17 protein-coding genes and 1 pseudogene are annotated in these 21,106 nt (G+C 71.6%); 9 read left to right on the top strand and 9 right to left on the bottom strand.

Translation table 11 applies throughout. From position 1 onward, the window contains the following. Positions 1–61 precede the first annotated feature (61 nt). Entirely contained in the window at positions 62–832 is a 771-nt protein-coding gene (locus tag AB0M80_RS05220) for an SGNH/GDSL hydrolase family protein (protein WP_364559136.1), read from the bottom strand. Positions 833–1,082: 250 nt separating this feature from the next. Between AB0M80_RS05220 and AB0M80_RS05215 the strand changes: the two genes are divergently transcribed. Further along, positions 1,083–1,673, top strand: coding sequence for a TetR/AcrR family transcriptional regulator (locus tag AB0M80_RS05215; protein WP_364559134.1), 591 nt, complete (start codon positions 1,083–1,085; stop codon positions 1,671–1,673). A gap of 47 nt (positions 1,674–1,720) precedes the next feature. Next, complete coding sequence (locus tag AB0M80_RS05210; RefSeq protein WP_364559131.1) at positions 1,721–2,227, top strand: hypothetical protein; 507 nt, start codon at positions 1,721–1,723, stop codon at positions 2,225–2,227. Positions 2,228–2,231: 4 nt separating this feature from the next. On the opposite strand, the gene AB0M80_RS05205 is transcribed toward AB0M80_RS05210, so the two are convergent. Together AB0M80_RS05205 and AB0M80_RS05200 are read right to left on the bottom strand one after the other, a co-directional pair. Further along, entirely contained in the window at positions 2,232–3,350 is a 1,119-nt protein-coding gene (locus tag AB0M80_RS05205) for a homoserine O-acetyltransferase (protein WP_364559128.1), read from the bottom strand. Beyond that, complete coding sequence (locus AB0M80_RS05200) at positions 3,347–4,657, bottom strand: bifunctional o-acetylhomoserine/o-acetylserine sulfhydrylase (RefSeq protein WP_364559126.1); 1,311 nt, start codon at positions 4,655–4,657, stop codon at positions 3,347–3,349. The genes AB0M80_RS05205 and AB0M80_RS05200 overlap by 4 nt, the downstream gene beginning before the upstream one ends. Before the next feature lie 172 nt (positions 4,658–4,829). Here AB0M80_RS05200 and rdmE point away from each other — a divergent pair, with 172 nt between their 5' ends. Next, a complete protein-coding gene (gene rdmE, locus AB0M80_RS05195; RefSeq protein ID WP_364559123.1) occupies positions 4,830–6,380 on the top strand; it encodes an aklavinone 12-hydroxylase RdmE in 1,551 nt (516 codons plus the stop codon). A 26-nt stretch (positions 6,381–6,406) separates the two neighbouring features. On the opposite strand, the gene AB0M80_RS05190 is transcribed toward rdmE, so the two are convergent. Together AB0M80_RS05190 and AB0M80_RS05185 are read right to left on the bottom strand one after the other, a co-directional pair. Further along, on the bottom strand, positions 6,407–6,685 hold the full coding sequence (locus AB0M80_RS05190; protein ID WP_364559120.1) for a hypothetical protein: 279 nt from the start codon (positions 6,683–6,685) through the stop codon (positions 6,407–6,409). Between the two features lie 97 nt (positions 6,686–6,782). Next, positions 6,783–6,842 (bottom strand): annotated as a pseudogene (locus AB0M80_RS05185) (hypothetical protein); the annotation flags it as partial. A gap of 233 nt (positions 6,843–7,075) precedes the next feature. Here AB0M80_RS05185 and AB0M80_RS05180 point away from each other — a divergent pair. Beyond that, the gene (locus AB0M80_RS05180) at positions 7,076–8,632 is read left to right on the top strand and encodes a helix-turn-helix domain-containing protein (protein WP_364559119.1); all 1,557 of its coding nucleotides are present in this window, start codon (positions 7,076–7,078) and stop codon (positions 8,630–8,632) included. 164 nt (positions 8,633–8,796) lie between these two features. Then, the gene (locus AB0M80_RS05175; RefSeq protein WP_364559116.1) at positions 8,797–9,714 is read left to right on the top strand and encodes a zinc metalloprotease; all 918 of its coding nucleotides are present in this window, start codon (positions 8,797–8,799) and stop codon (positions 9,712–9,714) included. Positions 9,715–9,787: 73 nt separating this feature from the next. On the opposite strand, the gene AB0M80_RS05170 is transcribed toward AB0M80_RS05175, so the two are convergent. Further along, positions 9,788–10,207: a pyridoxamine 5'-phosphate oxidase family protein gene (locus tag AB0M80_RS05170; protein WP_364559113.1), complete on the bottom strand. Its 420-nt coding sequence runs from the start codon at positions 10,205–10,207 to the stop codon at positions 9,788–9,790. A gap of 232 nt (positions 10,208–10,439) precedes the next feature. Between AB0M80_RS05170 and ald the strand changes: the two genes are divergently transcribed. Then, on the top strand, positions 10,440–11,555 hold the full coding sequence (gene ald / locus AB0M80_RS05165) for an alanine dehydrogenase (protein WP_364559110.1): 1,116 nt from the start codon (positions 10,440–10,442) through the stop codon (positions 11,553–11,555). Between the two features lie 2 nt (positions 11,556–11,557). Here the strand turns inward: ald and AB0M80_RS05160 are convergent, their stop codons facing one another. Genes AB0M80_RS05160 through AB0M80_RS05150 form a run of 3 tightly spaced genes read right to left on the bottom strand, consistent with a single transcriptional unit; the run spans position 11,558 to position 14,747 of the window. Further along, the gene (locus AB0M80_RS05160; protein WP_364559108.1) at positions 11,558–12,673 is read right to left on the bottom strand and encodes an acyltransferase; all 1,116 of its coding nucleotides are present in this window, start codon (positions 12,671–12,673) and stop codon (positions 11,558–11,560) included. A 45-nt stretch (positions 12,674–12,718) separates the two neighbouring features. Next, positions 12,719–14,077 carry an ATP-binding protein gene (locus tag AB0M80_RS05155; protein ID WP_364559105.1) on the bottom strand — a complete coding sequence of 453 codons (1,359 nt, stop codon included), beginning with the start codon at positions 14,075–14,077 and terminating at the stop codon, positions 12,719–12,721. Continuing rightward, complete coding sequence (locus tag AB0M80_RS05150; RefSeq protein WP_364559103.1) at positions 14,070–14,747, bottom strand: response regulator transcription factor; 678 nt, start codon at positions 14,745–14,747, stop codon at positions 14,070–14,072. Before AB0M80_RS05150 ends, AB0M80_RS05155 begins: the two co-directional genes overlap by 8 nt. Before the next feature lie 479 nt (positions 14,748–15,226). Between AB0M80_RS05150 and AB0M80_RS05145 the strand changes: the two genes are divergently transcribed. From AB0M80_RS05145 to AB0M80_RS05135, 3 genes are all read left to right on the top strand, one after another. Then, positions 15,227–16,279, top strand: a complete 1,053-nt coding sequence (locus tag AB0M80_RS05145) for an ABC transporter ATP-binding protein (protein ID WP_364559100.1) — start codon at positions 15,227–15,229, stop codon at positions 16,277–16,279. Continuing rightward, a complete protein-coding gene (locus tag AB0M80_RS05140) occupies positions 16,279–17,166 on the top strand; it encodes an ABC transporter permease subunit (RefSeq protein ID WP_364559097.1) in 888 nt (295 codons plus the stop codon). The genes AB0M80_RS05145 and AB0M80_RS05140 overlap by 1 nt, the downstream gene beginning before the upstream one ends. 68 nt (positions 17,167–17,234) lie before the next feature. Beyond that, a complete protein-coding gene (locus AB0M80_RS05135) occupies positions 17,235–20,981 on the top strand; it encodes an ABC transporter ATP-binding protein (RefSeq protein ID WP_364559094.1) in 3,747 nt (1,248 codons plus the stop codon). Positions 20,982–21,106 lie beyond the last annotated feature (125 nt).

Here is a 21,106-nt window from a genome sequence, read left to right as displayed (position 1 = left end):
CCAGTCGCCGGAACGCGGAAAGGCCACCCCGGCGGACCGGGGTGGCCTCCGGGGCCGCACCTCAGCCGATCGCCGCCCGCAGCGGGGCGTAGTAGCCGCCCGACTGGCCGGCCACGGTCGGGTGATACGACTCGATCACCGGCCAGGTCAGGCTGTGCAGGTAGTCGTCGGCCGACGAGCAGATGTTGTGCCCGACGAACGCCGACCGGACGTCGACGAACGTCGCGCCCGCCGATGCCGCCCGCGACTGGATCACCGACGCGAGCGCGTCGGCGCCCGAGTTGATCGCGGTGCGCTTGGTGTCGCTCAGCCCCACCCAGCAGGAGCCGGGCACGGTGTAGAAGCGCGGGTAGGACAGGACGACGAGCTTGGCGCCCGGCGCCTTGGCCTTGATCGCGTTGTAGGTGTTGGTCAGCAGCGGCGGCAGCGTGTTGTTGACGTACGTCTTGGCCGTGTTGACCCGGTTCACGCAGTCGGAATCACTGCCCAGGGTGCAGGTCTGGATCACGTCGCTGAACCCGGCGTCGTTCCCGCCGACGGTCACCGTGACGAGCGTGGCCGACGAGGGGATCGAGTTCGCCTGGTTGATCACGTCGCCGGTGCGGGCCCCGGAGCAGGCCAGGAACGTGAACGAGGTTCCGCTGTGGGCGTTGGCCCACAGCTGCGGATAGGCCTTGGAGCTGCGGTAACAGCTCCCGGAACTGCCGTAGCTGCCGGCTCCGACCCCCGAGGAGTAGGAGTCACCGACCGCCGCGTAGACGGTCCCGGCGGCTTGGGCGAGGCCCGTGACGCCGAGTGTGGCAAGGACAACGGCCCCCAGGGCCGTACTCAACCGTAGGAGGGTTCGCCGGAAATTACGGGTGGGAACAGCCATGGGTCACTCCTTTGTGACAGGGCCGACCCAAATAGGACAGCAGGTGGGAGGCTCACAAGGAACCCCTAGATACCGGTGGATACCCACTCGGCCCACACCGGAAGGATGAATTGTCAGCGATCGGTCAGCCGCGGCCGGCCGGCGGCGCCCCGGCCGTTCCCCGAACCGGACGTTAGCGCTCGCTAACCTGCCGCTCTAATATGGCCGGATGCCGGCCAACCCCACCCCTCTCGTGAACGGCGAGAAGGCGAACAGGCGCGAACAGATCCTGTCCGCGGCCGCCGAGCTGTTCGCCCACCACGGCTTCCACGGCGTCGGCATCGACGACATCGGCGCCGCGGTCGGCATCTCCGGTCCGGCGCTCTACCGGCACTTCCGCAGCAAGGACGCGATCCTCGGCGAGATGCTGAACTCGATCAGCCGCTACCTGCTCGACGGCGGCACCGCCCGGGCAAGCCGTCCGGGTGATGCCGACGACACGCTGATCGGGCTCGTGCGGTTCCACGTCGACTTCGCCCTCGCGCACCCGGCCCTGATCACCGTCCAGGAACGCAACCTCGCCAACCTCACCGACGCCGACCGCAAGCAGGTGCGCGCGCTCCAGCGCCAGTACGTCGAGGTGTGGGTGCGCGTGATCCGCGAAGCGGTCCCCGAGCTGGGAGAACGGCAGGCGCGGTCGGCAGCACACGCCGTGTTCGGATTGATCAACTCGACCCCGTACAACCGCCATCTCGGTGACGACGAACTCGCCGAGCTGCTCTGCCGGCTCGCACTGGGTGCCCTCCGCGCCGCCGGATGACCACCGGCGGATCAAGGTATCCCCACGAGGGCCGTCGCTGGTGTTTGATGGGGCACGTGGACCCGGATTGGAGCGAGCAGGAGCGCCGGCTCGTCGAGAAGGCTCAGCGCGCGTTGACCGCGCTGAGCCTCGGCGACGACGCCGAAGCACTGGGCGAGGTCGCCCCGTCGGCCGCCGAGCCGGCGGGCCGCGCGGACGAGACGAAGGCCCTGATGCTGCTGCTCTTCGGCGAGTGCAGCGCGATGGTCTCCACCCTCGGAGACGGGGGCAGCGCCCCGGTGAAGGTCCAGGTGTTCGACGAGGACGGCGAAGAGGTCTCGATCGACCAGGCCGACCCGCCGGTGCGGACCGCGGTCCGCACCCTGCTCGCGGAGGTGCACGGCAACACCGAAGCCGCGCAGGAGCAGGTCGAGATCGCCCTGGCCAACGCGGCGCCGGACGAGGTCGACAGCCTCGTCCTGCAGGCGCTGCGCTGGACGATCCGGCTGTCGGCGGAGTGCCTGGACCGCGACCTGCCGGTGGCGCCCTGGATCTCCGAAGCCGTCTCGGACTAGGGCGCTAGCCCAGCAGCTGCTTCACCAAGGCCGCGATCTGGCCGGTCTCGATGAGGAACGAATCGTGGCCGTACGGCGACGACACCACCGACGGTTCCGGCGCGCCCGGGATCCCGGCCGCGATCTCCGCCGACTGGTACAGCGGGTAGAGCCGGTCGCTGTCGACGCCGCCGATCACCGCCCGCGCCGTCACCCGGCCCAGCGCCGCCGCCACGCCGCCGCGGCCGCGGCCGACGTCGTGGGTGTTCATCGACTCCGTCAGCACCAGGTAGCTGTTCGCGTCGAAGCGGCGCGCCAGCTTGCCCGCGTGGTGGTCCAAATAGGACTCGACGGCGAACCGGCCGCGCCGCAAGGGGTCCTCGTCACCTTGGTACGCCCGGCCGAACCGCTGGGCCAGCTCGGGTTCGCTGCGGTAGGTGACGTGCGCGATCCGCCGGGCGATGCCGAGTCCCCGAAACGGCCCTTCCGGCGCCGAGTAGTAGTCGCCGCCGTGGAAGGACGGGTCGCTGCGGATCGCGTGCAGCTGCGGCGAGGCCCAGGCGATCTGCTCGGCGGACGCCCGCGCGGTCGACGCCAGCACCAGCACCGAAGCCACTCGCGAGGGCAGCGACACCGCCCACTCCAGCGCGCGCATCCCGCCCATCGAGCCACCGACGACGGCCGCCCAGCGGTCGATTCCGAGGTGCTCCGCCAGCACCGCCTCGGCGGCGACCTGATCGCGGACCGTCACGACCGGGAACCGGCTGCCCCACGGTCGGCCGTCAGGCGAAGGCGACGACGGTCCGGTCGAGCCTTGGCAGCCGCCCAGCACGTTCGGGACCACGACGAAGAACTCGTTCGTGTCCACGGCCTTCCCGGGCCCGATCAGCCCGTCCCACCAGCCCGCGCTCGGGTGCCCCGGCTCGGCGGGCCCGGCCGCGTGGCTGTCCCCGGTCAGCGCGTGTTCGACGAGGACCGCGTTGGACGCGTCCGTGTTGAGCGTCCCCCACGTTTCGTACGCGAGGGAAAAAGCGGGCAGCACGCCACCGGCCTCCAGCGCGAGCGCGCCGGGGCCGGTGACGAACTCCCGGCGGCCCGGCGGATCACCGATCCGCCAGGCGCCGGTGACGGGCTCAGCCGTCACAGTTCCGCCTTGGCCGCCCGGAATCCGGCCTCGAGGTCGGCCTTGAGGTCCTCGATGCCCTCCAGCCCGACGGCGAGCCGGACCAGCCCGGGCGTGACGCCGCTGGAGAGCTGCTCCTCGGGCGTCAGCTGGCTGTGCGTGGTCGAGGCCGGGTGCACGATCAGGCTGCGGACGTCACCGATGTTCACCAGCTGGCTGTGCAGCTCGGTGCCGTCGACGAACTTCCGGCCCGCCTCGACGCCGCCGCGCAGGTCGAACGACAGGACCGCGCCCGCACCGCGCGGGAGGTACTTCTGCGCGTTGGCGTGGTGCGGGCTCGACGGCAGGCCGGCGTAGTAGACCTTTTCGACCTCGTCGCGCTGCTCCAGCCACTCGGCCAGCGCCTGCGCGTTCGCCACGTGCCGCTCGAGGCGCAGCGACAGCGTCTCGATGCCCTGCAGGATCAGGAAGCTGTTCCACGGCGCGATCGCCGCGCCGGTGTCGCGAAGGATCTGTACGCGCGCCTTCGCCGCGTACGCGCCCGGGCCGAGCGCCTCCCAGTACTTCAGGCCGTGGTAGCTCGGGTCCGGCTCGTTGAAGCCGGGGAACTTCGCCGGGTCCTGGCCGAAGTCGAACGTGCCGCCGTCGACCAGCACGCCGGCCACCGTCGTCCCGTGGCCGCCGAGGTACTTCGTCGCGGAGTGCACGACGACGTCCGCGCCGTGCTCGATCGGGCGCAGCAGGTACGGCGTGGGCACGGTGTTGTCGACGACGAGCGGGACACCCGCCTCGTGCGCGACGTCGGCGACGCCGCGGATGTCCAGGACGTTGCTGCCCGGGTTGGCCAGCGTCTCGGCGAAGAACAGCTTCGTGTTCGGCCGGACGGCGGCACGCCACTGCTCCAGGTCGTCCTGGTCGTCGATGAACGTGACCTCGATGCCGAGCTTCGGCAGCGTGTAGTGGAAGAGGTTGTAGGTGCCGCCGTAGAGCGACGGGCTCGAGACGAAGTGGTCGCCCGCACCCGCGAGGTTGAGGATCGCCGCCGTGGTCGCGGCCGAGCCGGACGCGAACGCCAGCGCCGCGACGCCGCCTTCGAGCGCGGCGAGCCGCTGCTCCAGCACGTCCTGGGTCGGGTTCATGATCCGCGTGTAGATGTTGCCGGGCTCGGCGAGGCTGAACAGGTCGGCGCCGTGCTGGCTGTCCCGGAAGACGTACGACGTCGTCTGGTAGATCGGCGTCGCCCGCGCCCCCGTGGCCGGGTCCGGCGCGGCGCCCGCGTGGATCTGCTTGGTCTCGAAGGACCACGCCGAGGTGTCGTCCGCGCTCATCGGTTCTCCTTGCGGCTCAAGGGATTCATGAAGGGGCTACCAGGACGAAGCTACGTGCGCCGAACGGCCTACCCAACCCTTCCCACCTCCTGGGAGCTGCGTTCTCTTGCCTAATTAATCTCTTTGTGTCTAAGATACTTATCAGAAGAGATTCACGGGCATGGAGGTAGTGATGACAGAGCGAGTACAGGTGCTGGTCGTCGGGGCCGGACTGGGTGGGTTGTCGGCGTCGCTGTTCCTGGCACAGGCGGGAGTGGACGTGCTGACCGTCGAACGGCACGCGGGGACGTCGGTCCACTCGCGCGCCGCCGGGCAGAATTGGCGCACGATGGAGTTGTTCCACTGGGCGGGAATCGACCGCGAGGTGCTGGCGGCGAGCCCGCGGGCGTCGCAGGGGCTGCGGATCACCGTCGCGACCAGCCTGGCCGGCCGGGTGCTGCACCGACTCGTCCAGGACGGCAGCGAGTTCGACGTCTCGGCCGCGACGACGCTGCCCGCCGCGATGGCCGGCCAGGACGTCGTGGAGCCGATCCTGCTGGCCCACGCGGAAAAAGCCGGCGCGCGGGTGGAGTTCCGGACCGAACTGACCGACCTGGCCCAAGACGGCGACGGCGTCACCGCCACCCTGCGCCACCGCGATTCCGGCGCGGAAACCCTGGTGCGCGCGGACTACGTCGTCGCCGCCGACGGCGGCCGCAGCGGGATCCGGCAGCGGCTCGGCATCGGGACCACGGGGATGGACGCGCTGAGCCACTGCCTCGGCGTGGTGTTCGACGCCGACCTCGGCGACCGCGTCCAGGCCGGGGTGTCCGACCTGTTCTACCTGCAGCACCCGGATTTCACCGCCGGGTTCGTCACCACCGACGTGCCGAACCGGTACGTTTTCGCGCCGGACTACTTCCCCGACCGCGGCGAAAGCCCGGCCGACTTCACCCACGACCGGCTCGTCGCGATGATCCGCGCCGCCACGGACCTGCCGGAGCTGGCCCCGGAGATCATCTGGACCGGCTCGTGGGAGATCGCCGCGCGGCTCGCCGACCGGTTCCGCTCCGGCCGCGTCTTCCTGATCGGCGACGCGGCGAAGGTGACGCCGCCGACCGGCGGGATGGGCGGCAACACGGCGGTCGGCGACGCCGCGGACATCGCGTGGAAGCTCGCCGCGGTGCTGCGCGGCGAGGCGGGTTCACCGCTGCTCGACACCTACGAAGCCGAGCGGAAGCCGATCGCGCGGATGGTGATCGACACGTCGCTGCACAACATGAAGCAGCGCATGCACCCCGGCCTGGACGTCTCCGGGCTGACGAAGGCCGAGGACCAGCTGGCGATCCTCCTGGGGTTCCGCTACCGCTCGACGGCGGTGCTCTCGGAGGAGCCGGACGACGGCGAGCGCGTCGAGGACGTGCACGCCCCGACCGGGCGCCCCGGCTTCCGGGCGCCGGGCCTGGAGTCCACTGTGGACCTTCTGGGTCACTCGTGGGTGCTGCTGTGCGCCGCCGACGGAACGCGGTGGCAACCGGCCGCGTCGGACATCGCGGCGGAGCTGGGCGTCCGCCTCGACTGCCACGTGCTCGACGGCGAGACTTTCGCCGCTCGCTACGGGCTCTCGACGGGTGGCGCATCGCTGGTGCGCCCGGACGGCATCGTCGCGTGGCGTTCCCCGGGGCCGGTCGAGGACCCGGCGGCCGAGCTGTGGCGGGTCCTGACGGCGGTCCTGTCCCGCTAGCCGGAGGTGCCCGGGCGGGCCCGGGCTCAGCGCCGGCCGAGCACCCAGTGGAAGGTCGCCGGTCCCTCCGGCTCCTGCATCGTCACCGGCTCGTCCACTTCGAGCGTGAACCCGGCCGCTTCGAGCAGCTGCCGGTTCACCGCCGGTGCGTGGCTGCTGAAGAACATCGGCGTGCCCAGCCAGTCGGCTTCGACGCCGTTCATTTCGCTGCAGCCGAGTGCGGCGAGGAACCAGCCGCCGGGCCGCAGCCAGGCGGCGATCCGCGAGAAGAGCGCCCCCTGCTCCTCGCGCGGCACGTGCAGCACCGAGTAGAACGCCGTGACCGCGGCGAAGCTGCCGTCCGGAAGGCAGTCCGGTCATGTCGCCCTTCTCGAACCGCGCGGCCGGGACGTTGCGGCGCGCGAGGCCGAGCTGGGCCGCGGAGACGTCGACGCCGAGGACGTCGTGCCGCTCGGCGAGCACCGCCGTGCTCGGCACCCCGGCGCCGCAGCCGAGGTCGAGGACCCGGGCGCCCTCGGCCAGCCGGTCGGTGAGCTCCGCGGTGAACCGCGTCCGCGGGTCGTCCGGGATCCGCGCGCTCCATTCGAGGTACCGCTTCGCCGAGCTGTCGTAGCCGGATTCGACGATCCGCCGGGCATCGCTCACCCCGACGACCCTACCGAGCCGTCCACCGGCTTCTCGGCGAGAATGCTCCCGTGGTTTCGGTGCGCAGCGTGGTCGACCGGGTGGGGCCGACACTGCTCCACGCGCTCCAGCTGCCCGAAGACTCGCCCGCGGTCGCCGACGTCGTCATCGCCGAACCCGGCGGGGCCCTCACCCTCGCCGCCGGTGACCTCGTGCTCGGCGTCGCCATTACCGGACCCGAAGATGCCGCCGAGCTGGTGGTGCAGAGCGCCGGGCAGGGCGCCGCCGCCGTGCTGCTCAAGCCGCCGCTGGCCGCGAAACCGGCGGTGAAACGGGCCGCGAAAGCCAGCGGGATCGCGCTGATCCAGGTGCACGCCGCGACGTCGTGGGCGCAGCTCGTCTGGTTGCTGCGGACCGTCCTCGACGCCCTCGCCGACGAGTCGGACAACCTCGACCCCGGTTCCGGCGACCTGTTCCGGCTCGCCGATGCCGTCGCGAGCGTCGTCGACGCGCCGGTGACCATCGAGGACACCAACTCGCGCGTGCTCGCCTACTCCGCGCGCCAGGACCTGACCGATCCCGCCCGCGTCGCCACGATCATGGGCCGCCGCATCCCCGACGACGTGCTCGCGCGGTTCCGGTCGCGCGGGGTGTTCCGGGAGCTGTCCCGCGGGCGGCAGACGATCTTCGTCCCCGCCCAGCGCGACGGCACGCTGCCGCGGCTGATCGTGCCGATCCGGATGGGTGGCGAGCTGCTCGGGTCGATGTGGGCGGTGGTCGCCGGGCCGGTGTCCGACGAGCGCGCGGCCGCGTTCGCCGACGCCGCCCCCGTCGTCGCGCTGCACCTGCTGCGGCGGCGGGCGCACACCGACGCGCAGCGCCGCGCGTCGGCCGAGCTGCTGCGCGCGGTGCTCGAAGGCCGGGCGAACCCGCGCAAGGCGATGGCGGAGCTGGACCTGTCCGACGAGCCGCACCGCGTGGTCGTCATCGAGGTCACCGGCGGCGACGGGCGGGACGCCGAGGGCCTGCGGCTCGCCCTGCTCGAGCGGATCTCCCAGGGCATCGGCAGCCGTCCGGTGGCGACCGAGCTCGCCGGGCTGCTCTACGCCGTGGTGCCGGACCGGCCGGGTCCGGGTGGCTGGGCGGAGCTGCGGCAGGCACTGGCCGCCCAGCCGGCGTCGCGGCGCGGCGGAGCTCCGCGGGCCGCGGCGGGCGCCCCCGGCGGGATCGGCGACCTCTCGGTGTCGCGCGCCCAGGCCGACGAAGCCCTCGGCCTGCTGCGCGCCGAACTCCTCGGCGAGCGCGTGATCGCCTTCGACGAAGCCTGGACGGCGTTGACGCTGCACCGCGGCGCGACGGCGGCGGCCGCGGCGAAGGTCTCCGACCTCGGCCCGCTGGGCACCCTGCGCGCGCACGACGAAGCGGGCAAAGCCGGTTACGTCGAGACGCTCTACGAGTGGCTGCGGCACCCCGGCGACCCGCGAGCGGCGGCGCGGGAGCTGCGGATCCACCCCAACACCCTGCGGTACCGGATGCGGAAGCTCCTCGAGCTGGTGCCGCTGGACCTCGACGACCCGGACGTCCGGTTGGCGCTGCTCACCCAGCTGGTCGCCATCCGCTGGAGCTGATGGGCCATTCGGCCCAACCCACCACCCATTCGTTACTCCGCATGGATCGCGCCGATCGTTCGGATTGTCTTTTCCAGCCGAAAGATGGTGGATTCCGAAGATCGCGTGCCGCATTTTCTCTTCACCACCCCGGGTAGCCGGGTCGTTGCAAGAGGAGTTCCTCCATGAGCAGTTCGGAGCGGTTCGCACACGCCGTCAAGCTGGGTGCGGTGTCCGCGCTCTCGCTGGTCGCCCTGGTCGTGCCGGCCGCAGGAGCCGGGAGCGCCGTCGCGGCGCCCAGCGGCGACTGCTTCACCCCCGCCCACGCCGCGGACCGCAGCAAGGACGGCCACGCCGACACGGTGTCCCCGGCGGAGGCGGCCCGCATCGAGGCGGACCTGCAGAGCAAGCTCGCCGGCAAGCGCACCGCGCGTTCGGCGGAGGCGGCGGCCGTGTCCATCCCGGTGTACTTCCACGTGATCACCAGCGGCTCGACCGGCAACCTGCCCGCGTCGGCGATCAGCAAGCAGATCTCGGTCCTGAACAGCGCCTACGCGTCGAGCGGCTTCAGCTTCTCGCTCGTGAGCACCGACTACACCAACAACTCCACCTGGTACAACGGCATCACCGACGGCACCTCGGCCGAGCGCAACATGAAGAACTCGCTGCGCAAGGGCGGCAAGAACGCGCTGAACATCTACACCGCCAGCCTCGGCGACGACCTGCTCGGCTGGGCGACGTTCCCGTCGAGCTACAACTCGCAGCCGAAGATGGACGGCGTGGTCCTGCTGGACGAGTCGCTGCCGGGCCGGTCGGCCACGAACTACAACGAGGGCGACACCGCCACCCACGAGGTCGGCCACTGGATGGGGCTGTACCACACGTTCCAGGGCGGCTGCTCGGGTTCGGGCGACTACGTGTCGGACACCCCGGCCGAAGCGACGGCGACGTCCGGCTGCCCGGCGAGCAAGGACACCTGCACCTCGACCGGCCAGGACCCGGTGCACAACTTCATGGACTACAGCTACGACAGCTGCATGTACGAGTTCACCGCGGGCCAGAGCACGCGGATGAAGAACTCCTGGTCGGCGTACCGCGCCTGACCCTCCGCTCCCGCTCCCGCGGCGGAGTTCGTGAAGGCCTCTTCGAGGGACTCCGTGTCCTTCGAGGAGGCCTTCACGGCGTTTCGTAGCTGAGGTCCGCCGCGACCAGCCGGGACGGCCGCAGGTGCACCCAGACCGTGTCCGGGTCGCCGCGCAGGTAGGCGCGGAACCGCGGGTCCCAGCGTTCCTCGTCGGCGCCCAGGTAGCGCACGAGCTTCCGGCGGCCGCGTGCGACGTCGAACGGACGGAGGTCCGCGTCGCCGCTCGCCACGACCTGCCGGACCACTCCGGTGTCGAGTTCGCAGACGTCCACGGTGAGCGCGATCCGCGGTCGCACGCGGATCCGCGCCGGCAGGCGGGACCACGGACCGCTGAGGATCCAGAACGCACCGCCTTCCCAGAGGTACCACGTGGGCCGCACGGTCGGCCCGTCCGTGGCCACCCGCGCGGTGAGCGGCCGGGCGAGGAACTCGTCGACGTCGAACCCGCTCATCCGACCGGCACCGCTTCGACCACGACTCGATCGCGCGGGCGCACCCTGACCGCATGCATGCGGGCCACGCTGCCACCTCGAGTGAAGGCGAAGTCAAGGATCTTGTCCGGCCAGCACTACGAACCCGGCGAAGAACTGTCCGCACAGCACGATGACACCGCCGTCCGGGTGGTTCACCGTGAGTGGCACCACCGCACCGATTCCGGACGCAGACCGACCCAGGAGGCCGACCGTGCGTATCGCCGTTCCCCGTGAAGTCAAGAAGCACGAATACCGGGTCGCGCTGACCCCGGCGGGGGTGCACGAGCTGGTCGGCCGCGGGCACGACGTCTTCGTCGAGACCGGCGCCGGGGTGGGTTCGTCGATCACCGACGAGGAGTACGTCGCCGCGGGCGCGAAGGTCCTCGCCACCGCCGATGAGACGTGGGCCGAGGGCGAGCTCGTCCTGAAGGTCAAGGAGCCGATCGCCGAGGAGTACCCCCGGCTGCGCGCCGACCAGGTGCTGTTCACCTACCTGCACATCGCCGCCGACCGGCCGCTGACCGACGCGCTGCTGGCCGCCGGCACCACCGCGATCGCCTACGAGACCGTGCAGACCGCCTCCGGCGCGCTCCCGCTGCTCGCCCCGATGTCCGAGGTCGCGGGCCGGCTGGCGCCGCAGGTCGGCGCGTTCTCGCTGATGAAGCCGAGCGGCGGGCGCGGTGTCCTGCCCGGCGGCATCCCCGGCGTGCACCCGGCGCGCGTCGTCGTCATCGGCGGCGGTGTCGCGGGCCTGAACGCCGCCCGCGTCGCGCTGGGCCTCGGCTCGGACGTCGAAATCCTGGACACCAACGTCGACCGCCTCCGCCAGATCGACCACGACTTCGGCGGCCGCATCCGCACGGTGACGTCGACCCGGTTCTCGGTCGAGGAGTCCGTGCTGCAGGCCGACCTGGTCATCGGCGCGGTGCTCGTCCCGGGCGCGAAGGCGCCGAAGCTGGTCTCGAACGAACTCGTCGCCCGCATGAAGGCGGGCAGCGTGCTCGTCGACATCGCGATCGACCAGGGCGGCTGCTTCGCCGACTCGCGCCCGACCACGCACGACGACCCGACCTACACCGTGCACGAGTCGCTCTTCTACTGCGTCGCGAACATGCCGGGCGCGGTGCCCCGGACCTCGACCTACGGCCTCACGAACGTCACGCTGCCCTACGCGGTCCAGCTCGCCGAGCACGGCTGGAAGGCCGCGCTGCAGGCCGACGCCGCGCTGGCGAAGGGCCTCAACACGCACGCCGGCGCCCTGACGAACGGCCCGGTCGCGGTGGCCCACGACCTGCCGCACACGCCGCTGGACACCGTCCTCGCCTGACCTCATTTCACCCGAGCGGGTTCCTGTCGCACCGCGGCAGGAGCCCGCTCCCCTTTGTCCAGGAGACGCCGCCCGAAGGCGATCGCGGGCAGTTCGACCCACCGCCGCAGCCCGCACGCGAAGAGCAGCGCGACGGCGCACGTCGCGACGGCCTTGCCCAGCCCCGTCGGGAACACTAGGCCGGTCACGCCCGCGGCGCCGGTCTGGCAGAGGTAGAGCGCGTACGACCGGTCGCCGAGGTAGGTCAGGGGACGGCTCGAGAGCAGCCTCCGGACCGGGCCCGCCGAGACCACCGCCACGAGCAGCAGCGCCGAGCCCGCCGCGTAGATCGGGACGACGAACTGCCAGTGCCCGCCGAGCTGCTGTCCGAGCGGCTTGACCGACAGCTGCAGCACGCAGAACCCGGCCGCGCCGAGCACCGCCGCGGCCGGGCTGGTCAGCGGCCGGAACACGGCGAACCCGCGCGGGTGGTGCAGCGCCAGCGCGAGCAGGCAGCCGATGACCAGCGAGCAGTAGTGCACGCTGAGGCTCGCCCCCTGGTGCGAAGGCGCGAGCGGCAACGCTCCGAAGAGGACGGCAGCCACCACGCTCCCGCCGATCAGCAGGCGCAGCGCCGTCTTTCCCGTCTTCGCGAACGACGTCAGCACGAGCAGCGCGGGCCAGACGAGGTAGAACTTCTCCTCGACGCCCAGCGACCACGAGGTCGGGTAGGGCGTGTTGTAGTCGACGAGCTCGTTGCCGAAGACCAGGTAGAACGGCATCGCGTCGGCGAGCCTGCTGCTCCGGTACGTCCCGGCGAGCGTGACGGCCAGCGCCGTCAGGCCGAGCAGCAGGAAGTACACCGGCATGATCCGGAACACGCGGCGGACGTAGAAGCCGCGTAGGGAAACGAGGCCCGTGCGGTCCTCTTCGCGCAGCGCCAGCGTCGTGATCAGGAAGCCGGACAGCACGAAGAACAACTGGACGGCGATCCAGCCCTGCAGCCGGTCGACGGCCGGGCCGCCGTAGTGGAAGAACACGACGGCCAGCGCGGCGAGCGCGCGCAGGCCGGTGAGGCCCGGGAACCACGACGACGCCCGGTATTCGGCGTGGTCGAGGGGTTGCCAAGAGAGGATCATGGCCGCAGCGTCGATCTTGGCCGCTGAACCCCGCCTGAAGCGGGCTTAAGACGTCTTCAGCTCCGGCAGCCGGACGACGAACCGGCTCCCGTCCTCGACCGCGGCCGTACCGCCGTGGGCGCGGGCGATGTCGGCGACGATCGCCAGGCCGAGGCCCGAACCGCCCTCGTCGCGGTCGCGGGCGTCGTCGAGGCGGACGAAGCGGTCGAAGACGCGCTCGCGATCCGCTTCGGGGATGCCCGGCCCGTCGTCGTCGACGGTCAGCACGGCCTGCCCGGCCTCCGAGGACACGGTGACGGTGACGTGGGAGACGGCGTGCCGCTGCGCGTTGTCGACGAGGTTGCGGACCAGCCGTTCCAGCCGCGACCGGTGGCCGCCCACCACGGGCGTCCCGGTGATCTCGACGTCGATCCCGCTCCGGCCGGCCGTGACCGCACCGACCACTTCGGACAGTGCGACGGGTGCCGGCCGGCCCGGGCCGGCGTGGTCGAGCTTGCCGAGCAGCACCAGGTCGGCGACGAGGTCCTGCAGCCGGGTGACGTCGAGCAGCGCGTTCTCGCAGGACTGCCGCCAGTCGAGCCGGTCGGGGTGGGCCAGGAGCACTTCGAGCTGGGTCCGCAGCGACGCGAGCGGGGTGCGCAGCTCGTGCGACGCGTCGGAGGTGAACCGGCTCTGCCGGGTGACGGCTTCGTCGAGCCGGGCGAGCATGGTGTTCATGGTTCCGGCGAGCCGGGCGATTTCGTCGCCGGTGCGCGGGTCCGGGACGCGGCGGCCGAGGTCGTGCGCACCGATCTCGGCGACCTCGCCGCGGATGGCCTCGACCGGGCGCAGCGACCGGCGGACGGCGAGCCACGCGATGACGCCGATGAGCAGCGCGACCGCGGGCACGCCGAAGGTGAGCACCACCCGGGCGGAATCGACGGCCGCTTGGCCTTCGGGGTCGATCTGCGCGCCGGCGAAGACGTCGTACCTGCTGTGCCCGCTGGTGTCGTGGACGACGTGCACGGTGAGGTCGTCGTCGAGGCCGCGCAGCTTGGGCGCGCAGCCGACGGAGGCCAGGTCGGTCCGGTCGAACTCGTACGGCCGCAAGGTCACCTCGGCGTCGTAGGCGGCCAGGGTCGCGTCGCGCAGCACCGGGCAGGACACGAGCCGGCGGCCGGAGCGGTCGGTGACCTCGAAGATCGAATCGCGGACGAGCAGGGTCAGGTCGGCGGGCCGGGCGCCGGTGTTCAGCAGCTGGACGACGGCGTCGGCGTCGGCGTCGGCGAGCTGGGTGGCGGCGTTCTCGAGGCGGCTCTGCGCCTGGAGGACGAACCAGACCGACACCGCCCCGAGCGCCACGGCGGACGCGGCGAAGGCCGTCACCGCGACGCGGAACCGGGTGGAGCGCCAGAAGCTAGGCATCCGCAGTCACCACGTGGTAGCCGGCGCCACGCACCGTCCGGATGGTCTCGGCCCCGAACGGAACATCGATCTTGCGCCGCAGCGCGCTGACGTGCACCTCGACCAGATTGGCGGTCGCACCGGCGGCGAAGTCCCACAGGTTGTCAACCAGTTCGGCCTTGGTGACGAGCTGGCCCGGCCGTTGCATGAAATAGGCGAGAAGGGCGAATTCCTTGCCGGTGAGCACGATATCGGCGCTCCCACGCCGGCAGGTCCGAAGAGCCTGGTCGAGCTCGAGTTCCCCCAGCTTGAGAACACCGGCCCGGGTAGCGCCCCCACGCCGGATGAGCGCGCGAAGCCGCGAAAGCAGCACGCCGTAGGAGAAGGGCTTGGGCAGGAAATCATCGGCCCCGGTATCAAGAGCCTCGATCTCGTCGTCCTCCCCGTCCTTGGCGGTGAGCATCAGGATGGGAGTGCTGTCCCCCTGTTCCCGCAGCCGCCGGCAGACGCGATAGCCGTTGAGCCCAGGAAGCATGATGTCCAGAACAATGGCGGAGTAGGGATGCTCCCCGGCAAGCCAAAGAGCATCCCGCCCGTTGTGAGCAACATCAACGGCATACCCCTCAGCCGACAACCCAGCCCGCAGGGCCTCAGCAAGCCGCCGTTCATCCTCAACGACCAAGATCCGCATCGCGCAACGGTGCCACAAGCCGACCCCAGCCACAGAAGCCAAAACCCACCGCAGGGAGGATCCAAGATCCCGAGGCTCGGCTCGGCTCGGCTCGCTCGGCCCCCGGGACCACGCTGGAAGCCGCACACAAGGCACCGTGGGGGGTCCGGGGGGCTCGGCCCCCCGGGCAATACGACGAAGTCAGAGCGAAGCGAAGACGAAGGGCGACCCGCTCAACCAGCCTGGGGGTCACTGGGAGCGGGCCGCCGATTCCTAGCTTAGAGGGCTCCGGCGGACTTCGCTGCACCGGGTCGGCAAGTCGCACGAATTCTTTACCAAGTTGATCTGGCGGTCGATCAAGAACCCTCTGGTCAGGGCCCCGGGACCGGCGCCGGCCGGTAGCGGAAAGTGACGAAGGTCGCTCTCCGGCGTTCCGTGCGCGCGAGCGCGGCCGGTAGGGCAGGATGACGCCGCATCAGCGGGGAACGTTAGGGGACGGTATGCACGACGGCAGTGGCCGGATTGTGGTGCAGAACCTGAGCAAGCAGTTCGGCGCGGTGAACGCCGTGCAGAACCTCAGCTTCACGGTCGAACCGGGTTCGGTGACGGGGTTCCTCGGCCCGAACGGCGCCGGCAAGACGACGACGTTGCGCATGTTGCTCGGGTTGGTGACGCCCACGTCGGGGTCGGCGACGATCAACGGGCGGCCGCACTCGCAGCTGGGGAACCCGGCGCGGGTGGTGGGCTCGGTCCTGGAGAACGAGGGGTTCCACCCGGGCCGGACGGCGCGCAACCACCTCCGGGTGTACGCGGCAGCCGTCGGTGTGCCGGACCAGCGCGCGGACGAGGTGCTCGGCCTGGTGGGCCTGGGCAGCGCCGCGGACCGGAAGGCGGGCGGGTTCTCGCTGGGCATGCGGCAGCGCCTGGCGCTGGCGACGGCGCTGCTGGGTGACCCGCAGGTGCTGGTGCTCGACGAGCCGACGAACGGCCTCGATCCCGAAGGCATCCTGTGGCTGCGCAACTTCCTGCGCTCGTACGCGCGGGAGCAGCGGCGGACGGTGCTGGTGTCGAGCCACCTGCTGAACGAGGTGGAGCAGCTGATCGACCAGGTCGTGATCATCAGCCAGGGTGTCACGCGGTACTACGGCCCGCTGGAGCAGTTGCGCAAGGGCCAGCAGTCGCGGGTGCTGGTGCAGCCGGCGGATCCGTCGGCGCTCGTCAAGGCGTTGCAGGAGAACGGCATCCAGCAGGTGTCGCCGACGCCGGACGGCCGGGTCGCGGTCGCCGGGTCGAGTGTCCAGCAGATCGGCGATCTGGCCGCGAAGGCCGGGATCGCGGTCTACGGGATGCAGGAGGAGCACGCCGATCTGGAGCGGATGTTCTTCCAGCTGACGCAGGGTCAGTACACCGGCGCGCCGGGCTACCCGCCGCCGGGTTATCCGCCGCAGCCGCAGTACCAGGGCCCGCCGCCCGGTTATCCGCAGCAGCAGTACCAGCAGGGCCCGCCGTCGGGTCCGCAGCAGCAGCAGCACTGGGGAGGACCGCAGCGGTGATGGGCAACCTGATCAAGGCGGAGTTCCGCAAGACGCTCTCGCTGAACACGTGGTGGGTGCTGCTGATCCCGCTGGCGCTGGTGGCGTTCTGGCTGACCTTCGCGTGGGGCAGCCTCACGAACGACTTCGCGGACTTCCTCGGGTCGAAGGACGCCCGTCAGGTCAGCGAAATGGTCGGCCTCGACCCGAACAAGATCCCGGTGGGGCTGCTGGCGCTGGCGCACGGCGTGAACATCGCGCAGCTCGTCCCGGCGCTGTTCGGCGTCTTCGCGCTGGCCGGCGAGTACCGCAGCAAGACGATCACGACGACGTTCCTCACCGCGCCGAACCGGATTTCGGCGCTGACCGCGAAGATGCTCACGTACGCCACCTGGGGCGCCATCTACGGCGTCGTCAGTTTCGGCGTCTCGGCGGTCGCGGTGATGGCGTCGGTCGACTCGGGCCGCTGGCCGTCCGCGGGCCAGTGGCTGGCCGCGCTCGGCGGAACGGTGCTGGCCGCGGTGCTGGTGACGTTGTTCGGCATCGGGTTCGGCGCGGTGCTGCGCAGCGTGCCGCTGGCCGTCGTGCTGCTGGTGGTGTGGTTCCTGATCCTGGAGAACGTCCTGGTGATCGCGTTCTGGGCCTGGGGCGACGTCCGCATCCTGGGCGGGATCCTGCCGAACGGCACCGCGAACGGGATCGTGGGCGGCATCGCGGCGGACGCCTTCGGGTTCAACTCGCTCGACCTGCCGAGCAGCGTGGACTCCGGGTCGCAGCTGCTGCTGCAGCTGACGGCGAGCGCGCCCGGCGTGCTCTCGTGGTGGGCTTCGGCGCTGATCTTCTTCGCGTGGACGATGATCTTCTTCGGCCTCGGCTGGGCGGGCAACCAGAAGCGCGACATCACGTAACTTCCCGGAGCGACGCCGATCCGGATCGGCGGAAATATTTTGTCGGTGGTGGCGCTTAGTGTGACAACGTGACTGTCGCTCCGCCCCGCTCCCGTCAAGAGCTCCCACCCACCGAGACCGCCGGCTGGATCCGCCGGCTGTCCGCGGCGGCGTGGGAGCACCGCGTGCTCGTCGTGCTGTCGCTGCTCGCCGCCGCGTTGGGCGTCGGCGTGCAGGCCGCGAGTCCGCTGCTGGTGCGCACGGCGGTGGACGACGCGGTGGCCGGGCAGACCGGCGGGCTGCCCGGGATCGCCGTCTTCCTGGTCGCGCTGCAGCTGGTCGCCTTCGGCACCGCGTTCGCGCGCCGCTACCTCGGCGGGAAGCTCGCCCTCGACGTCCAGCACGACCTGCGCCAGCGGGTCTTCAACGCGGTTTCGCGGCTGGACGGCGGCAAGCAGGACGCCCTGCGCACCGGCCAGGTCGCCTCGCGCGCGATCTCCGACCTGCAGCTGGTGACCGGGATCCTGATGCAGGTCCCGCTGTCGTTCGGGTCGGTGGTCTTCGCGCTGCTGTCGTTCGTCGCGATGCTGTGGCTGTCGCCGGTGCTGACGTTGATCGCGCTGGTCGTCACGCCCGCGGTCGGCATCGTCGTGACGCGCAGCCGCAAGCGCCTCTTCCCGGCGACGTGGTCGGCGCAGCAGCGCGCGGCGGACGTCGCGCAGCAGGTCGAGGAGACCGTCACCGGCGTCCGGGTGGTCAAGGGCTTCGGCCAGGAAACGCGGGAAGTCTCGAAGCTGGAAGCGACCGCGCGCAAGTTGTTCGGGGAGCGGCTTCGCGCGGCGAAGCTCTCGGCGATCCCGACGGCGACCACCGCCGCCCTGCCCGCCGCCGGCCAGGTCGCCGTGCTCGGCGTCGGTGGCGTCCTCGCGCTGAACGACTCCATCACCCTCGGCACGTTCCTGGCCTTCGCGACCTACCTCGCGACGCTGATCGGTCCGGCCCGCATGCTCTCCGGCCTGGTCGTGCAGGCCCAGCTGACCCGCGCCGGCGCGGAGCGGGTGTACGAGCTGATCGACGCGCAGTCGGAGGTCGTCGACGCGCCGGACGCGCGGCCGCTGCCGGACGGGCCGCTCGGCGTGCAGCTCGACGGCGTCCGGTTCGGCTACACCCGCAGCGAACCGGTGCTGGACGGCCTTTCGGTCACGGCGAACCCGGGCGAAACCCTGGCCCTGGTCGGCACCGCGGGCTCCGGGAAGTCGACGATCTCGCTGCTGCTGCCCCGGTTCTACGACGTGCACGAGGGCGCGGTGCAGGTCGGCGGCCTCGACGTCCGGGACGTGCCGCTGCGGCAGCTGCGGCAGGCGATCGGCGTGGTGTTCGAGGAGGCGTTCCTGTTCTCCTCGTCGATCCGGGACAACATCGCCTACGGCCGCCCGGACGCGAGCGAGGAGGAGATCGTCGCGGCGGCCAGGGCCGCGGAGGCGGACGGCTTCATCCGCGCCCTGCCGGAGGGCTACGACACGCTGGTCGGCGAGCGCGGCCTCACGCTCTCGGGCGGGCAGCGGCAACGGCTCGGGCTGGCCAGGGCGCTGATCACCGACCCGCGGATCCTCGTCCTCGACGACGCGACGTCGGCCATCGACACCGTCACCGAGGCGGCGATCCACGACACCCTGCGGTCGGTCACGGCGAGCCGGACCACCCTGCTGATCGCGCACCGGCGGTCCACCCTGGCCCTGGCCGACCGGATCGCGGTGCTGGACGAAGGCCGCGTCGTCGACGTCGGCACCGAAGCCGAGCTGATGGCGCGCTGCCCGCTGTTCCGCGAGCTGGTGGCGGGCCCGGGCGACGACGTCGAAGAGAAGCACCGCTGCGAGGGCCTCGACCGCGGCCCGGGCGGGGTCACGCCGGCGCTGTGGCCGCGTGACGACAGCCGCGACGAGGTCGACGCCCTGGCCGAAGCCGCTCGCCTGCGCCGTGGGGATCCGAACAGCAGCGGGTTCGTCGGCGGGGGTGGCGGCCTGGACGTGCCGCCGACGCCGGAGCTGATCGAGGGCGTGCGGAAGCTCCCGCCCGCGGTCGACGAGCCGCGGCTGCCGGGCGTGGACGTCACCGCCCCCGACCCGAGGTTCCGGCTGGCCGGGCTGCTCCGGCCGGTCCGCTGGCCGCTGGCCATGGTGATCGGGCTGGTGGCGGCGGACGCGCTGGCGTCGATCGCGCTGCCGGGGCTGTACCAGTTCGGCGTCGACCACGGCGTCCGCACGGGCGTGGAGAGCATGATCTGGCTCGCCGCCGGGATCGGCGCCGTGGTGATCGCCGCCGACTGGCTGGTGGTGTTCGCGCAGACGCGGCTGACGTCGCGGGTGGGCGAGTCGGTGCTGTACGCGCTGCGCGTCCGCAGCTACGCGCACCTGCAGCGGCTCGGGCTCGACTACTACGAGCGGGAACTGTCCGGGAAGATCATGACCCGGATGACGACGGACGTCGACGCGCTCTCGACGTTCCTGCAGACCGGGCTCGCCACCGCGGTGGTGAGCACGCTGACGCTGGCCGGGATCACGGCCGCGCTGCTGGTCACCGACGCCGGGCTGGCGCTGTACGCGCTGGCGATGGTGCCGGTGCTGGCGGTGGCCACGGTGATCTTCCGCCGGTCGGCGTCGAAGGCGTACAACGAGGCCCGCGAGCGGGTCAGCGTCGTGAACGCGGACATGCAGGAGAACGTCAGCGGGCTGCGCGTCGCGCAGGCGTACACGCGCGAAGACCGCACCGCGGAGGCGTTCGCCTCCCGCAGCGACGAATACCGGCGCTCGCGGCTGCGGGCCCAGCGGTACGTCGCGACGTACTTCCCGCTGGTGGCCCTGCTGTCCGACCTGGCGACGACGGCGGTGCTGGTGGCGGGCGCGACCCGCGTCTCGGCGGGCACGCTGTCGGCCGGCGTGCTGCTCGCGTTCCTGCTCTACCTGCAGCAGTTCTTCTCGCCGATCCAGCAGCTGTCGGCGGTGTTCGACGGCTACCAGCAGGCGAGCGTCGGCCTGAACCGGATCGGCGACCTGCTGCGGACACCGACGTCGGTGCCGGCGGCCGAGCACCCGGTGGCGGTGCCGCCACGGCTGCGCGGCGAGGTGTCGTTCAAGGAAGTCGACTTCGCCTACACCGGCAGCGAGAGCAAGGCGCTGGAGCAGTTCTCGCTGGACGTCGCGGCGGGCGAGACGGTCGCGCTGGTCGGCGCGACCGGTGCCGGGAAGTCGACGGCGGTGAAGCTGGTCGCGCGCTACTACGACGTCACCGGCGGGGAGGTCCGGATCGACGGCACGGACGTCCGGGAGTACGACCTGGCCGGGATGCGGCGCCGGATGGGCGTGGTGCCGCAGGAGGCGCACCTGTTCTCGGGCACGGTGGCCGACAACGTCCGCTACGGGCGCCCGGCGGCAACGGACGCGGAGGTGGAGGCCGCGGTCCGGGCGGTGGGCGCGCTCGACGGCGTCGCGGCCCTGCCGTCGGGCTTCCTGCAGCCGGTGGGCGAACGCGGCCGGTCGCTGTCGGCGGGCCAGCGTCAGCTGGTGGCACTGGCCCGGGCGGAGCTGGTCGACCCGGACGTCCTGCTGCTCGACGAGGCGACGGCGGCCCTGGACCCGTCGACGGAGGCGGCGGTGCTCCGCGCGACGGACCACGTGGCCCGCCGCCGCACGACGTTCGTGGTCGCCCACCGCCTCGCGACGGCGGCCCGCGCGGACCGCATCGTGGTCCTGGACCACGGTCGCATCGTGGAAACCGGAACCCACGAAGAGCTCCTGGCCGCCGACGGCCACTACGCCCGCCTCTGGTCCCTCGGCTGACCCCGTAACCCGCGTGATCCCAGCCGTAACTCGCGTGATCCAAGCCGGAACTCGCGAGTTCCGGCCCCCATCACGCGAGTTACGTTCCCCATCACGCGAGTTCCGGGCCCCATCACGTGGGATGG

Source organism: Amycolatopsis sp. NPDC051045 (assembly GCF_040682955.1).
In the GTDB taxonomy this organism is placed as follows: Bacteria; Actinomycetota; Actinomycetes; order Mycobacteriales; family Pseudonocardiaceae; genus Amycolatopsis.
This window is presented reverse-complemented; position numbering and strand designations above follow the sequence as displayed.